The following is a 14,820-nucleotide window of genomic DNA, read 5'->3' as shown; positions in this document are numbered from 1 at the left end:
TCCCAGCTTAAGATTACGATCTTAACCGGGTGTGTGCTTCTATTAAAGCACGTCATATTGTTTGTATTATATAATGCCTCGAACATATGCTGATTACTGATCATATTCGCTGTTATGTCACATATACATGGGTTTTTCAGGATTTGTGCTAATCTGTTTGGCACTTTATCTGTATCATGTCTAACGACAAACCCATAAAGCTCATTACGATTTAACTCGTTTAGTTTTATAATTGTTTGAGCAATTTTGGATAACGGTATTTTAGATAGATCATGAGTTGTATGAATACCTGCCTCTACTAAAATATGCAACGCATTTGAAGATGCATTTGATAGCAGTATTTTGAGTTGTTCACTACTCTCTATTTTTGCCAGATTACAATTTTTATAATTTCTTAATACGGTTTCTGGGCAGTCAAGTGCGTTTGTAATAAAAGACGAATTGTTCTCAAACTCTATAATAACTGCAGCAAGCTCCTTATTAGTGCTTAGCTTTAGTACATTATTATAGCTATATTTAGTGCATTTGATTAAGCTAATAATTGCTCTTTTAATTAGCTGATCATCAATATTAGAAATCAATGCAGCCTCGTTCTCATCTTCCATTATGCTTACAAGATTTTTTCGCTTACTTTTTTCCTTGATTGAATGCTTATTTAAAAAATTATAGCTATCAGCGTAAATATTATTATTTAACAGTTTCTTTATATAATTTTTTACTTTATCAGGGTCTTTAAATCGATTTTTGACATCTATAATAGCGACGGCAATATTGTTTGATTCAATAAGGGATTTACTATCCTCCAGAAAACCCAATTCATCGATATAGATTAGAGCTAATCGTTTTTCAAGGGAGTCCGCAAGCGTTATTAAATAACATAAATCCTGCTTAGCCTTATATTCTTCAAGTCGGCTTATTCGATTAGTCTTTTGTAATGCCCCTATTAATTTGACATCCTCTTCTGATTCTATTACTTGTTCAATCTCCATGGCCTTCCCACACATATATAAGCTACTGATGGTAAGGGCTAAATCAGGATTGTTTTTAATTTCTTCATTTGAAATATTTAATTTTAATTTTGCAGCGACCAGTAGTGCGCATAAAGTTTTGGCTGGTATGTGTTCTTTTTGATAGTCAGGATAATCATTCAGTTGCGCACCAGTATTGATGTAAGAAGTTAATTTATAATTAACTAACATCTCTTTTGTCATTATACGATAGCAAAAGAGGTGTTTGACATCATCGTTTTCAAAACCTGACGAGCAATAATAGGACTCTGGAGCAAAAAGTGTTCTCTTCAAAGATACAACATCAATTTGCTCTCCTGTTAGTTGGAACGGTTTTGCATCAGGCATGTAAGCTGCTGCATCTGATTTGATGTACGCTGGATTATTTGGTTTTTCTTCAGCATAGCCATAATCAATCAAATGTATATTGCCATCTTTATCAATCGTTACATTATCATGTTTGATATCATAATGAGCATAAGGAGTACTTGTTTTAGAACTTAATCCTTCATGCAGACAAAACACTTGCCAACATAGCTTTATTGCAATATCGAATCGCTGATCTTCGTTTAATATGGCATGATTTTGAGTAAGGTAATTCTCTAGGTCTGTACCTAAAAATAAAAGGGCAATATAGAATTTTGATTTGTCTGAACGTTCATTAAAGCCAACAGACTGAGAGAGGTCCATCATTATATTGGCCTCTTTTTCCTGAATCCAATTACTGATTTTTATTAGAAATTGCTCTCCAGCTTTGTTACAAGCATATTTCAGTTTGGCAGTAGACCCTTTATTAATATTTGCGTCCGTTTTTTTTCCCTGAGCAAGGGCGTATATTTCTCCATGTATTTTTATAAACGAGTGAGTTGTTTTATATGTTTTGGGATTATTTTGATAACGTTTTCTAGGTACTAAAATGTTCTCTTCATAACACATAGAATAGGGAAGTTTCGTACCATCAGCAGCTTTCTCTAATAATTTATATGCTACCTGCCATTCTTCTTCGGCTATATTAATGTTAGGCACTATAATTCCTGGTTATTTATTTACAATGTAATCAATAAAATAATGAGTTAATGTTTATCTCATGTTTTATTATAACATAATTGACTTGTTTTGTTTCGTCATGGTTGTTTTGTTTTCAATTTACCTGATGCTAATTATATTGAGATCTATGACTCGGCTTAAATGAAAACATCAATAGTCAATTTTTTCTTTGCCTTCAATTATCACGACTTGTTTGGTAGACCAAGCCACATTGCGGTGATCTCGCTTCCAAACAACCATAGATTCATCGTTGGATTTCTTTTATTTTCGCCTCGATCCCTTTGCGTGAGCAATGCCATCAGCTGGATTTAATGGCCATTGATGTTTAGGATAACGTATCCGTAACTCTTTACGGATTTCTGAATAACCATTTTGCCAAAAGCTTTCTAGATCACTTGTTAGCTGCACTGGACGAAAATTCGGACCTAATAAATGCAGCACAACCGACACACTCTGAAATAATATTTTCGGTGTTTTTTCCCATCCAAACACTTCTTGGATGCGTACTGCAAGAAAGGGATGATCAACCGTTGAATAATGAATGGGTATCATGCTACCACTTGGCACTTTTAACTTATTGGGGAGTTCGGTTTGTAAAATACTACGCAGTGTTTCAGATAAATTGAGTTCAAAAAAATACACTAAATTTTTTTGCAGTACGAAGGTCATTTTACTTTCACCGAAACATGCTTGTCTAAATACAGCTAAGCAAAATGATTTTTTAAATGCATCTCCGTCGAAAAGGCTTTCCAATTCATCTTGTATGTCAGTAGGTATTAATGCCTTATGGAATCGTAAAAATATAATCTTTTGATACCACTCGTGTAAGCATTCATTTTTCTTCAGCGTGCTCGCCCAATTGTCAGTTAATATATCAGGCAATTTTTCTGCAACGTGTACCGATGTTGCCAAAGAAAAATTCGGTTCTTCTATAGGTAAATCCCAAAGTGTTTTAAATTCACGCTGATAAAATTGAGATTTTTCTGCGTCAAAAATAATGTCTCTTTTCTTTATTATGTTGTTAGAAAAGTGTTTGAACAAAAATTCTTTATTTATCCCACTCGCCTGATTAATTAAGGTTTCAGCCTCGCCGCTTTCTTCAAAACCATTTAATGCAATAAAAAACTCACTCCTTTTCACAAGCGTTCGATCTGATAATTTTACACCACGGCCACCGACCATTAATCCACGATCAGAGTTCTTGCGACGTCGACATAAACGATCACCAAAAGATAACATGAGGAGTAACTGTCTCGCTTCATCTTCTTCAAGATGAGCAGGGGGCTCTGCTTTTTGTAATTTTTTAGCAAGATCCAGAATCTGCTGATAACTTTGCGCGACAATTTGTAACATTGTGAAATGGCCTTCGCGTGAAGAACCGTCTTTTAGAAATTTATTCAAAATTTTTAATCGCGGTGCAACATCACATTCAAAATTATCCTCTTGAAAATGATTCGTAATTCCTTTTTGTAGAATATCACGCTCTTGTAATAACGCTGCAATTTTTGCAGCCAGATCGATGCAATTATTTTCTATACCTGCAATTAATAGTCTCCCCAAACGCAGAGGTAATGGGAAATCCAAAAGCTGGTTACCTATTGATGTTAATTCATTGTTATCGTTGAGAGCACCTGCCGCTTGTAAGCGAAAGGTCGCACGTTCAATGTTGGCACGGGGAGGTCTTTCAAACCACGAAAAACTCTCAAAATTCGAGATATGTTGATTCGCTAAAAAAAGTAAACTATCGCTTAAATCTGAACGTAGCGTTTCTGGAATATTTGATTTCACAAATGACCTTTCATCATTTTGATTCCACATCCTGTAACAAACACCTGGAAATTGTCGGGCAGCTCTACCCGCACGCTGAATGGCACTTGCTAAGCTAATTCGCGAAATTTCCAGGCGAGAAAATCCAGTACGTAAATCTTGTTTCATTATTTTTACTAAACCTGAATCTATGACGGTATCAACACCGTCTAAAGTAACAGAAGACTCAGCAATATTAGTTGCAAGAATAATTCTTTGCGCTGAAGATTTACGCAATGCGATACGCTGTGCTTCCAGAGGAAGACTGCCATGCAGCGTGATCACTTCTATATTTTTGCTTTCTGTCCAATCAAGTAAGTTTACTTTAGCGCGTTCAATTTCGCCTGAACCTGGTAAAAATACTAAAATATCTTTATTAGTCTGTCGCTGTGCTTCTTTGATGACTTGAGACAAATGTTCATAAAATTGATATTGAAGCTTTAGTAATTGAGTTGATTTTTGATAATGTATCGTTAACTCAAATAACTTTCCAGGCACCGATATGACAGGACAATTATCCAAATATTCAGCAATTTTTTCTGCTTCGAGTGTCGCTGACATGACCACAATTTTAATAGGATGTCCTAACTCTTGTAGTTCACGTATCAATCCTAGAGTTAAATCAACGTGTAAAGACCGTTCATGAAACTCGTCTAGAATCACCATGTCTACATCGTCTAACTCCGGATGATGAATCATGTGTCGGGCCAGCAAAGCTTCCGTCATGTAAATTAATCTGGTTTTATGTGATGTTTTATTGACAAAACGGACTTGATAACCAACCTCCTCACCGACTAGCCAATTATTTTCTTCTGCAACCCTATGAGCAGCAGCAATCGACGCCATTCTTCGAGGTTCAAGTACTAATATTTTCCCGTCTAAAACAGAAAGAAATTCCGGAGGCAATCGAGTTGTCTTGCCAGCACCAGGTGCGGCTGTTATTACTAAATTAGTATGAGATTTTACCTGCTGTAAAATATCATCTATAAAATCATCTATTGGTAAATGAGTTGAGCCTGCTTTTAAAATGATGGTACCCTCAGTTGAGATTTTCAAATTATCATTTGAATTAGTAATTTAATGAAAATGGACATTTTGACGTTTGGACGGGATTCTAGTAAAAAGAGTCATGATTAAAATTTAATCAATAGCGCCTTAAAAACCGTAGATTTATCTTAGTATCAATATTCTAGGAACGTTACATTTTCTAATTCCTTGTGCTAATTCAAAAGAGAAAGACCATAATCCTACATGATGATAAGTTTAGGTCAATAATCTGCATGGTGTGAAGGCATTGTTTTTAATTTCATAAATACATCGAATCCACAAGCATGGGCATAATTTTGTATAGTTTTCCAGCTTCATGCTCTTTATTACACAAAAATGGGTTTTATCGCATATCCAGCCCAAACTGGCAATGAACCTATTAGCCCCAAGCCTGATTAACTAACTACGTATTATTTTATCACCTATGTTTTTGTGATATAAGGGCTCAAAATTTGAATTGATGTTAGTTGAGTGAATACCATGTTTAATTTTGAAGAAAGTAGTTTGCAATCTTATAAAGAATTGGCGCAATTCTTGGCAGTTCCGGAGCATGATAAAAAAATCAAGAAGAAAAAGCAAAAATTTTAAACAAAACATACAAGCTGAAGTACACAACCTCATACACTACAAGCATAGAGGATTTGTCTCCACTACAAGTTGCTATTGCCCTAAAAAAACTTAGTCATTTCGATACCTTACTTGAAGTGCAGCGAGATTCTACGATATGGATTCCACGGACCGCGGCTTGGGCATTAAATTACGATTTGTTTGACGCCTTTGATTATCTATTTAATACAGAAGCGTCCAGGATCTTACTAAAAAACGATAGAAGTTATGGTACTTGCATTTTAGAGTGTGCGACGTTTAAAAACAGGCCTGATCTTATAGAGGAAATTCTTGCGTTACCAATGTATAAACAGATAAATAAAGATAATGCGGTTAAATGGCTAAACGGCGCTGTTATATCAAAAAATATCGATACATTAAATGTATTATTAAAATTTGAGCCTATAATTGCTGAAGCAACAAATCAATCTATTCTAAAAAGTGCTTTTTCAACCTCAAATAAAGCGATTATCAATAGATTGCTTTCTGTCCCTGAGGTTTTGCAATATATCAAGGGAAACTACAGGCAATATCAAGCAGAATATTACCGATATGTTGAACCTTTTCTCGCTTCAAATAATAGTGGTAATTTCAATACTCAAAATAATTTTGAGTCCTTTGCCGACACTCCATTCGAACGTTTTATGGGTACAGAACCTACGCTTAATCCTTCAAGTTTTTGGAATACTTTGTCTAGACCAGAAACTACGACACAGAGAAATTTTAACCAACTTGAAACCTTAATTGCTTGCTGTAAAGCAGGGGTTGTCAAGGATCTAAAGCAATGTTTGGCGCGGGAGGTTCATAAAAAAGATAATAAAGGTACAGCCTTATATTGGGCTCTTTGTTATGGTCACGAGGATTGCGTGCGAGAACTAATTGCGGTGGATGTCCCCATACAGCCTAAACATTATTATGCTGCTGCTTTAATACCAGAAAACAAAAATGAAAAGACTAATGCAGTTGACTTATACAAACTCATTAGAAAATCGAGTGGTGCTAGAAAAACTGATTATCCCCTCATGATTTTAGAGGGTAATTTAGACGAGCTTCAACACGCTTTACCGGATTTAGATCAAGAAAAAGCTTCTGCTTATTTGTATAAGCTATTAAGCTTGGGCCATATAAATTGTGTAAGAAGCATTTTAGAGCAAAGCAATGTAAGTTTGGAGCCAAGGCATTATTTTGCTGCAGCACAAGGTAAAGACCATATTTCAGCTAAAAAAACCTACGATTGTCTTGCTTTTTATCAAATTAAACCTGCAAATTTACATGCCATTCTTGCTGCGGATATTCTAGGTGTGCATGCTAATGCCCCTGATTGGGTTATTAAAAAAACTTATAAAGCATTATTATTGGAATTTCATCCTGACAAGAATCCGAACGATACAAAAAGGGCAGAAGAAGCACCCAAGAAAATAAATACAGCTAAAGAGAGTTTATTAGCACATAAAGGAAGAGAGTCAGTTCGTGAGGACTTTTTTACAACTAATTTTCCTCAATCCGCTAGCACTGCATTCAATATTTAATTTTGGCCTAGGTTTTGTGAACGAATTTTAAGAGTATTTTATAGACAAGTAGGTTGGGCCTTGGCCCAACAAGTGAGCGCAGCGACTTCATTAATCGCAATAATAGAACGCTTATGGGGGCATTTTTATATAAAAGAAGTCGCTACGCTCTGCTGTTGGGCCAAGGCCCAACCTACTTGCTACTTGCACATAAGTTATGTCTAAAATTCGTTCACAGCACCTAGAGTAATGGAATGGACTCCTCTCTAATCGAGGCAATATTAATGCCTTATATATTGCTATATGTAGTAATTTAATCATTTCCAAAATGGATCGGGTCAGTTCGCGACCCCCGCCTTATCGAGCAGACTCTGGTAGCGTTGGGTGAGCGCTTGAAGGCGTTGCTGTTCCCCCTGGGTTAAGGCTTTCATTGAGGATTCGCGGTCAGCTGCCAAAGCCTGCACGTCTATTCCGTGTCGCTGCTCGTTGACGTAGAAGTCATGCTCTGTTGCCAGAGCATGAACCGCTGGAATGGCAAGCAGCACCTCTGCCGCGTCGCGGTTGTTTACATCCAGGGCCAGACGCAATAACTCGTTAGGCTGATTCGGACTCACTGCCGTATGAGCCAGGTTTTTAACCGAAGGAATATCCAGTAAAAACAATATATCGTCCCCTAGCGTCTCAGTATTGCGGCGAATTAAATTCCTCAGCATATAAAAGCATAATTTGCTGTCCTCCTCTGAAAGCATCAATACCGCATCAGGATTTTGTTCGGTTAGCCTGTTTTTCTCCTCAGCTAACGATGCAAGCTTGCGCGCTGTAAATGGAGTAATACACGTTGCCCCGTATTCATGCTGATGGGATTCTGCATACATAAAACAGGGCAGCGACTGCGTTAAGAGAAAATCGGCCAGGTCTCGATGTTCGCGCCTATTTGCTGCTCTGAATGCTTCAAAATCATTAGCAGCAATCATTCAAGTCATAATCCGTTTTTTTATAAAGCTTTTTAACGCTATTTAACCCCATGAGATCTAGAAATTGTGGATTGCCATAGTGATATTCAGAGTGTCTGTTTTTAATGAAAACGAAATGTTCTTTTTGGGAAAACAAGGTTATAAATTCATTTTGTGGTATCTGTAAAGGATAGGAATATAATTCAATAAACTTAGAATCAAACATCATTAATTACACCAAATATACAGTGAATAGTTCCTTTTCAAAAAATCCAGTCTTTTTTGGGGGGGGGCTTTTTATTATTTTCAGAGACATATGATTAATAAAAGAGCATTTTATCATATAAGGCCACACAAATAAATTAACTCTGATGGTGGGTATTAAACGTGTACGAAGATATAGTAGCAGCTATATAATGCTACTATCCGGGAGAGGATGGATTTTTTTATACACCCATTTTTGTTCTTTATTAACTCATTGTGGTCTTTGTTATGCTGTTACCACGCAGGCGGGAAACCCTTTTTCAATTTACTTTCTTACTTTCTTACTTTGTCTGAAGAATGTATTCCCGCCTGCGTGGGAACGACAGAATTTAGGTCAGTTTGTTCAATACGATAAACCTCTGTTGATTGTGCATAAATATGCCAGGATTCCTCAGTGCTACTACATCCACAGATTCAAATACCAATAAATTATTGAGTTCCCCCAAAACATGGCTATTAATGCAGAAACACATAAAAAAGGGCCGAATGGGATAGCTGTATTTCTGGATTTTTTCTTTATATTTAAATAGATAATACCAATAATCGCTCCAGTTATTGAGGAAAATAATAGTATTAGTGGTAAATAGATCCAGCCAAACCATGCGCCAAAAGCTGCAAACAGCTTGAAATCTCCATGGCCCATTCCAATTTTACCTGTAAACAGGTAGAAGAGTTTAATAAACAACCAGAGGCTGATGTATGCACCTGCGCAGCTTAAAACGGCAACAGGCAAACTTGTAAATAAGTTTTGCGTATTAGCAATTAAACCAAGCCAAAGTAATCCCAAGGTCAAACTATCAGGTAACAATTGATGATCCAAATCTATAAAAATTAATGTGATTAATATCCAGATGCCTAATAAAGCAAAGGGGAGTTGCATTGTAAAATCAAAATGCCGGCTTGCGTATAATGAGAGCAGCATGGTGAGCAATTCTATAAATGGATATCTCATTGAAATAGGGTGTTTACAATAAAAACAGCGTCCCTTTAAAAACAAATAACTCAGTATCGGGATATTTTGCCAGGATTTAACCTGCGTTTTACAATTAGGGCAAAATGACCTTGGTAAAAATAAATTTATTTTTGTTTGTTCCTCTTTGTTTTTTACATCCAGTAGTTCGCAACATTGCTCTTTCCACTCTGCCTGGAGCATGATAGGCAAACGATAAATGATTACATTCAACAAACTTCCTACAGCAAGGGAAATAAGAGCGATGGACAGATACATAAATGAAGGGTGGTAGAGCATCAGTTCCTGTAGCATATAAAAATCAAATCCTTTTATAATGGGGCATAAATGGCATTTTAGACTGCAGAGCCAAGTTTAAATATAGGCAGGTACATGGCAACAACCAGACCACCGACGAGAATGCCCAATATTGACATAATAATCGGCTCCAATAAACTACTTAATGCATCAACAGCATTATCAACATCTTCTTCATAAAAATCAGCTACTTTTCCTAGCATCTTTTCTAAAGCACCTGATTCTTCTCCTATTGCTACCATCTGAATGACCATATTTGGAAATAAATGAGTATTCTCCATCGCGGTATTCATTTGCTGCCCTGTGGAGACCTCTTCTCTGATTTGATCTGTCGCTTTGGCGTATATAATATTTCCAGTTGCTCCTGCAACCGATTTTAATGCCTCAACCAATGGGAGTCCTGCTGCAAAGGTTATAGATAAGGTTCTGGTGAATCGAGCAATAGACGCTTTCTCAAGAATAGGTCCAATGACTGGTAATTTTAGCATGAACCTATCCATGTTCTGAGCAAAATTGGCTGAGTGATTTTTAGTATATATAAATGCATAAATCATTGCCCCCAACGCCCCAAAGATATAATACCAGTAGGCTTGCATAAATTTAGACATCGATACTACCGCTGCAGTCAGCGCAGGTAAATCAGCACCAAATCCTTTAAACAGAGACTCAAATTGGGGTACTACAAAAATCAAAAGTCCAGCGGTGACAATAAGAGCTACAATCATTACTGCAATAGGGTAGGTCAATGCTTTTTTAATTTTCTTTTTTATGGTTTCAATTTTTTCTTTATAGGTTGCAACCTTATCTAGCATCACATCCAGAGAACCGGATTTTTCTCCTGCATCAACAAGATTGCAAAATAATTCATTAAAATAAGCAGGGTGTTTGCTCAAGGATTCGGCCAAAGTTAATCCTGTCTCAACATCATTTTTTATTGCATCAATAAGAGCTTTCAAGCGTTTATTGCTTTGTCCTTTTGACACTATATCAAAGGATTGAACTAAAGGTATTCCTGATTCAATCATCGTTGCTAACTGGCGACTAAATACAGTTATATCCCCTGGTTTTATTTTTTTGTTTTTTTTATCGAAAAGAGGTTTTCTCTTCTTCGCTACTTTATTGGTCACTATACCTTGTTTACGTAAATCTGCTTTGGCGATAGCGAGGCTTTTGGCTTGTATCTCACCAATCATTTTTTGGCCAGATCTATTGATTCCCTCATAGTGAAAGGTTAGTACTGAATTGGGATTTTTATCCATAACACCTAATCAACGGTTACCCGATTGACCTCCTCTATGGTGGTAATGCCTTGTTTTACTTTTTCCAAGCCAGACTCAAAAATAGTCAGCATTCCTTCTGATTGTGCTGTTTTTAATATTTCCAGGGAGTTGCCTCCTGACATAATAAGCTGTCCCAGAGACTTGGTCATCGGTAAAACTTCAAAGAGGCCAACACGGCCACGGTATCCTCCTGTGCATTGATTGCACCCCACGGCTTTATATAACTTCAGATCGAGCAAGTCATTTTCCTGAAATCCAAGTTCCAACAGTCCCTGTCTTGTGAAGTCATCCCTTATCTGTTTGCAGCCATCACATAACTTCCTTGCCAGGCGCTGAGCAATAATAATAGTTACTGAACTGGCAATATTAAAGGTAGGTATTCCCATATTCACCAAGCGATTTAATGTCTCAGCAGCACTATTAGTATGAAGGGTAGACAAGACTAAATGCCCTGTTTGAGCGGCTTTAATTGCAATTTCAGCGGTTTCCAAATCTCTTATTTCCCCTACCATGATAATGTCTGGATCCTGGCGTAAAAAAGACCGCAATGCTCCCGAAAACGTTAGGCCTGCCTTGGGGTTTATATTAACCTGGTTAATTCCCGGAACCTTGATTTCAACAGGGTCTTCTGCAGTTGATATATTTACCTCTGTAGTGTTTAGTATATTTAATGCGGTATATAAACTGACCGTTTTACCACTTCCAGTAGGGCCGGTAACCAATATCATTCCCTGAGGACGTTCAATTGCTTTAACAAAATGGGCACGTTGAATCGTGCTAAATCCCAATGCTTCAATTCCTAACTTGGCTGCTCCCGGATCAAGTACCCTCATAACTACTTTTTCACCACTGGAAGTAGGGCAGGTGCTTACCCGAAAATCGATGGATCGGGTTTTTGATATTTTCATTTTAAAACCACCATCCTGAGGGATGCGTCTTTCTGATATATCAAGACAAGACATAACTTTTATTCTTGCAGTGATCCTTGATGACAAACTTGCCGGCGGAGTTGCCACCTCGTGTAAGATGCCATCTTGTCGATAACGAATACGATATTCTCGCTCATAAGGTTCAAAATGAATATCAGAGGCCCCTTGTTTTATGGCATCGAGTAATATTTTATTCACAAATTTCACAATAGGAGCATCATCGGTAACCGATGAGGAGGCTTCTCCATCATGCTCTTCATCATCCGCACTTATTTCCAAACCGTCTAGTTCATTTGAATCATCTACATAATCAGATAGCCCCTGGCTTTCCTTGACGGTTAATAAATGTTCAATCAATAACGTTAATTTGTCTGTTTCAACAACTATGGCATGAGTATTCAATCCCGTGTGAAACTGTATTTCTTTTAAGGAGCTTTGTTTGCTTGGATCATCGGTCGCGAGATATAAATTACTGCCTCGGGTAAACAAGGGAACCATTGCATGTCGCCGAATCAGTTTTTCGTTAACAAGAGAGGAGGGGATGGTTTCTGCATCAATGCAATCAAGATTGATCATTGGCACACCAAAATTTTGAGCAGCAGTTAATGCTATTTGTTCTGCTGTTAATATTTTGTTTTTGACCAAATATTGAATCAATGAAATTTTTTCAGCGGCTGCTGACTTATAGTAATTGATAGCATTAGATTTCTCTAATAGTTTCTCAAGGACAAGCAGTTGCCCAATTCCCTGTAGTCGTTGTTCGTCCTGAGCGATCACCATATTATTTTTCTTCTTGTTTGTTCTTCTTAAGAATAGTTAATAACTTAAACAATTTCACGAGATTTGTTTAATAAATTTACATTAAATTCTGGAGCTAAGTATATACTTGAATTAAGAGCTTTGTGGCAGCTTGTACCTAACCCTGTATTCTTGCTTGTATATGACTCCATCAATACGCAAGAAACAGGGATTTTAGACTGAAATGCCGAGAGTGCCTAATTAAAAATTGATTTATTAGAGACTCTGGATATTTCATCTTAAAATTCAGACAGTTATAAAGTACATCAAGGGGGCAGGAATGGATAATTAAGTGAAAAAATTTGTTTGCATCTCTAAGTCGTTGTATTGTAGTAAAATTGTTTAGCAAAAATTGCATACAGGTATTATCTTGTTGATTGAACAGCAAATAAAACATTATCAGGCACTGAATGAATGGTTTAAAGCACCGTTAGGTTCTGCTGTTGCTGATGAATTTACCCGGCAACTTGAGCAAGTAAAAGATTATCTAAGAGGAGACGTTCTTTTACAATTAGGTCTTTGTGGCGAAAATCAATGGTTAGATTCATTTGACTTCAACCATAAATGGTTGGCATCGCCTTTTTCTCTTAATAAAGAACCGCAATTGGAATGTTCATTCAATCAAATCCCTTTGAATAGAAACAGTGTTGATTGTGTTTTAGTTCCTCTAACACTAGAACCTTTTGGAGCTGGCTTTTCGCTTATAGATGAAATTGATCGAATTTTAAAGCCGATGGGTTTAATCGTGCTTGTTAATATAAATCCCTGGAGTTTGTGGGGAGCAGCTATGAAGAGTGGTCTTCTCCATTGCTATAATGATCGACATATAAAAATGCGTACCGCATTTAATCTCAATCGAATTTTTTTACAAAGAGGCTACAGACAATGCTCTTTAAATCATTTTTGTTATATTCCACCTGTAAATAATAAATCAATTATTAAAAAACTATCCTTTTTTGATGAGGTTGGAAAAATGATTTGGCCATTTCCATCCGGTTTTTATTGTTATATTGCGCAGAAGTATGAATGTATTAGCCCAACATTGATTACACCAGTAGTTACCGAGCCTGTAGCTAAAGATTATAAATCACCTTTACAACCAGCTATTAATTAATAAATGTATAAATATTTGAACACTACCCCCTTATTTTTGTATACTGCAGCTTGCGTTAAAAAAAGGTTCATTTCATGACAAAAAAGACATTATTTAAAATCACTTTTGCTAATCAAGAAGCAATATACGAAATCTATGCACGCTCAATTAAAGAAAGTGACATGTTTGGGTTTCTTGAAGTTGAAGAATTAGTCTTTGGCGAACAAACTGCGCTGGTTGTCGATCCTTCGGAAGAGCGGTTAAAAATGGAGTTTAATGGTGTCAAACGCACTTTTATTCCAATGCATTCAATTTATAGAATTGATGAAGTAACAAAACAAGGTACAGCCAAGGTTAAGGATAATCTGGGTTATGGAAATAAAGTCAGTCCATTTCCAGGTACCGGAAAAACAAAAGATTAAACTGGTATAAAATATTTAAAAATTATATAAATTAGTCTAACTCTCGAAGGAAACCAAATGACTATTCCTAGTAAAATCAAAGCGGTTTATGAAAAATCGACCTGTTTGTTTACTACAAATGAAGTAGAAGCAGCTCTGGATAGAATGGCAATCAAGATCCATGAACAGTTACAAGATGAAAACCCCGTAATTCTTTGCGTGATGATTGGTGGATTAGTTCCTTTGGGTAATTTGTTACCTCGGTTGGATTTTCCGCTGGAAGTGGATTATGTCCATGCTACACGTTATCGCGGAGACATTACTGGCGGAGAAATACATTGGAAAGTAAAACCATCCGTTAATTTGGAAGGGCGTACCGTACTGATTGTAGATGACATTCTGGATGGTGGAGTCACTCTTGCTGCCATTATAGCTGAAATAGAAGCAATGGGTGCAAAGAAAGTATATAGCGCTGTATTAGTTGATAAATACCGTAAACGAGTTCCTAATGGGCTACAAAAAGCCGATTTTGTAGGATTAGAGGTCGAAGATCATTATATTTTTGGATACGGTATGGACTATAATGAATATTTGCGTAATGCGCCAGGAATTTTTGTTGTTCATCCTGATCATGAATAATGTAGTACATTTGAATAGCATGACCCTCAACCAGGAGCTTGGTAAAAGGGTTATGTTTAATTATTAATCTAAGAATAGGGGTTCTAGCCCGGAACCTTAGAAATTTCCGGACACTTTTTAGGGCTCCGTTGCAAAAAAGAACCAATTTTAAAAATATTAAGTTTTGGACGGATCT

The 14,820-nt window shown here is 36.7% G+C and carries 10 protein-coding genes; 4 read left to right on the top strand and 6 right to left on the bottom strand.

Annotation, left to right across the window (positions count from 1 at the left end):
* A partial coding sequence (locus Q0495_RS12780) for a hypothetical protein (RefSeq protein ID WP_298626961.1) occupies positions 1–2,033 on the bottom strand: 2,033 nt, incomplete at its 3' end.
* A gap of 282 nt (positions 2,034–2,315) precedes the next feature.
* The gene (hrpB, locus tag Q0495_RS12775) at positions 2,316–4,916 is read right to left on the bottom strand and encodes an ATP-dependent helicase HrpB (protein ID WP_298626959.1); all 2,601 of its coding nucleotides are present in this window, start codon (positions 4,914–4,916) and stop codon (positions 2,316–2,318) included.
* 899 nt (positions 4,917–5,815) lie between these two features.
* Between hrpB and Q0495_RS12770 the strand changes: the two genes are divergently transcribed.
* Positions 5,816–7,042 carry a DnaJ domain-containing protein gene (locus tag Q0495_RS12770; protein WP_298626957.1) on the top strand — a complete coding sequence of 409 codons (1,227 nt, stop codon included), beginning with the start codon at positions 5,816–5,818 and terminating at the stop codon, positions 7,040–7,042.
* A 317-nt stretch (positions 7,043–7,359) separates the two neighbouring features.
* On the opposite strand, the gene Q0495_RS12765 is transcribed toward Q0495_RS12770, so the two are convergent.
* The 4 genes from Q0495_RS12765 to pilB form a co-directional block, all read right to left on the bottom strand.
* On the bottom strand, positions 7,360–7,995 hold the full coding sequence (locus Q0495_RS12765) for a hypothetical protein (RefSeq protein WP_298626955.1): 636 nt from the start codon (positions 7,993–7,995) through the stop codon (positions 7,360–7,362).
* A 643-nt stretch (positions 7,996–8,638) separates the two neighbouring features.
* On the bottom strand, positions 8,639–9,502 hold the full coding sequence (locus tag Q0495_RS12760; protein WP_298626953.1) for an A24 family peptidase: 864 nt from the start codon (positions 9,500–9,502) through the stop codon (positions 8,639–8,641).
* A gap of 41 nt (positions 9,503–9,543) precedes the next feature.
* The gene (locus Q0495_RS12755; protein ID WP_298626951.1) at positions 9,544–10,764 is read right to left on the bottom strand and encodes a type II secretion system F family protein; all 1,221 of its coding nucleotides are present in this window, start codon (positions 10,762–10,764) and stop codon (positions 9,544–9,546) included.
* 5 nt (positions 10,765–10,769) lie between these two features.
* Complete coding sequence (gene pilB / locus Q0495_RS12750) at positions 10,770–12,494, bottom strand: type IV-A pilus assembly ATPase PilB (protein WP_298626949.1); 1,725 nt, start codon at positions 12,492–12,494, stop codon at positions 10,770–10,772.
* A 388-nt stretch (positions 12,495–12,882) separates the two neighbouring features.
* Here pilB and Q0495_RS12745 point away from each other — a divergent pair, with 388 nt between their 5' ends.
* The 3 genes from Q0495_RS12745 to Q0495_RS12735 all read left to right on the top strand — a co-directional run bounded on the left by Q0495_RS12745 (position 12,883) and on the right by Q0495_RS12735 (position 14,645).
* The gene (locus tag Q0495_RS12745) at positions 12,883–13,626 is read left to right on the top strand and encodes a methyltransferase domain-containing protein (RefSeq protein WP_298626947.1); all 744 of its coding nucleotides are present in this window, start codon (positions 12,883–12,885) and stop codon (positions 13,624–13,626) included.
* 74 nt (positions 13,627–13,700) lie between these two features.
* Entirely contained in the window at positions 13,701–14,027 is a 327-nt protein-coding gene (locus tag Q0495_RS12740) for a DUF1820 family protein (protein ID WP_298626945.1), read from the top strand.
* 57 nt (positions 14,028–14,084) lie between these two features.
* Positions 14,085–14,645: a hypoxanthine-guanine phosphoribosyltransferase gene (locus tag Q0495_RS12735; protein ID WP_298626943.1), complete on the top strand. Its 561-nt coding sequence runs from the start codon at positions 14,085–14,087 to the stop codon at positions 14,643–14,645.
* Positions 14,646–14,820 lie beyond the last annotated feature (175 nt).

Origin of the sequence: uncultured Legionella sp., assembly GCF_937871865.1 — a bacterium.
In the GTDB taxonomy this organism is placed as follows: domain Bacteria; phylum Pseudomonadota; class Gammaproteobacteria; order Legionellales; family Legionellaceae; genus Legionella.
The sequence above is the reverse complement of the archived record's forward strand: the minus strand, read 5'-3'. Positions and strand labels throughout refer to the sequence as shown.

Bases quoted from the DNA above. Each gene is read 5' to 3' on its own strand.
- Q0495_RS12770 (WP_298626957.1), top strand. From the start codon at position 5,816: ATGTATAAACAGATAAATAAAGATAATGCGGTTAAATGGCTAAACGGC.
- pilB (WP_298626949.1), bottom strand. From the start codon at position 12,494: ATGGTGATCGCTCAGGACGAACAACGACTACAGGGAATTGGGCAACTG.
- Q0495_RS12740 (WP_298626945.1), top strand. From the start codon at position 13,701: ATGACAAAAAAGACATTATTTAAAATCACTTTTGCTAATCAAGAAGCA.
- Q0495_RS12735 (WP_298626943.1), top strand. From the start codon at position 14,085: ATGACTATTCCTAGTAAAATCAAAGCGGTTTATGAAAAATCGACCTGT.
- Q0495_RS12765 (WP_298626955.1), bottom strand. From the start codon at position 7,995: ATGATTGCTGCTAATGATTTTGAAGCATTCAGAGCAGCAAATAGGCGC.
- Q0495_RS12760 (WP_298626953.1), bottom strand. From the start codon at position 9,502: ATGCTACAGGAACTGATGCTCTACCACCCTTCATTTATGTATCTGTCC.
- Q0495_RS12755 (WP_298626951.1), bottom strand. From the start codon at position 10,764: ATGGATAAAAATCCCAATTCAGTACTAACCTTTCACTATGAGGGAATC.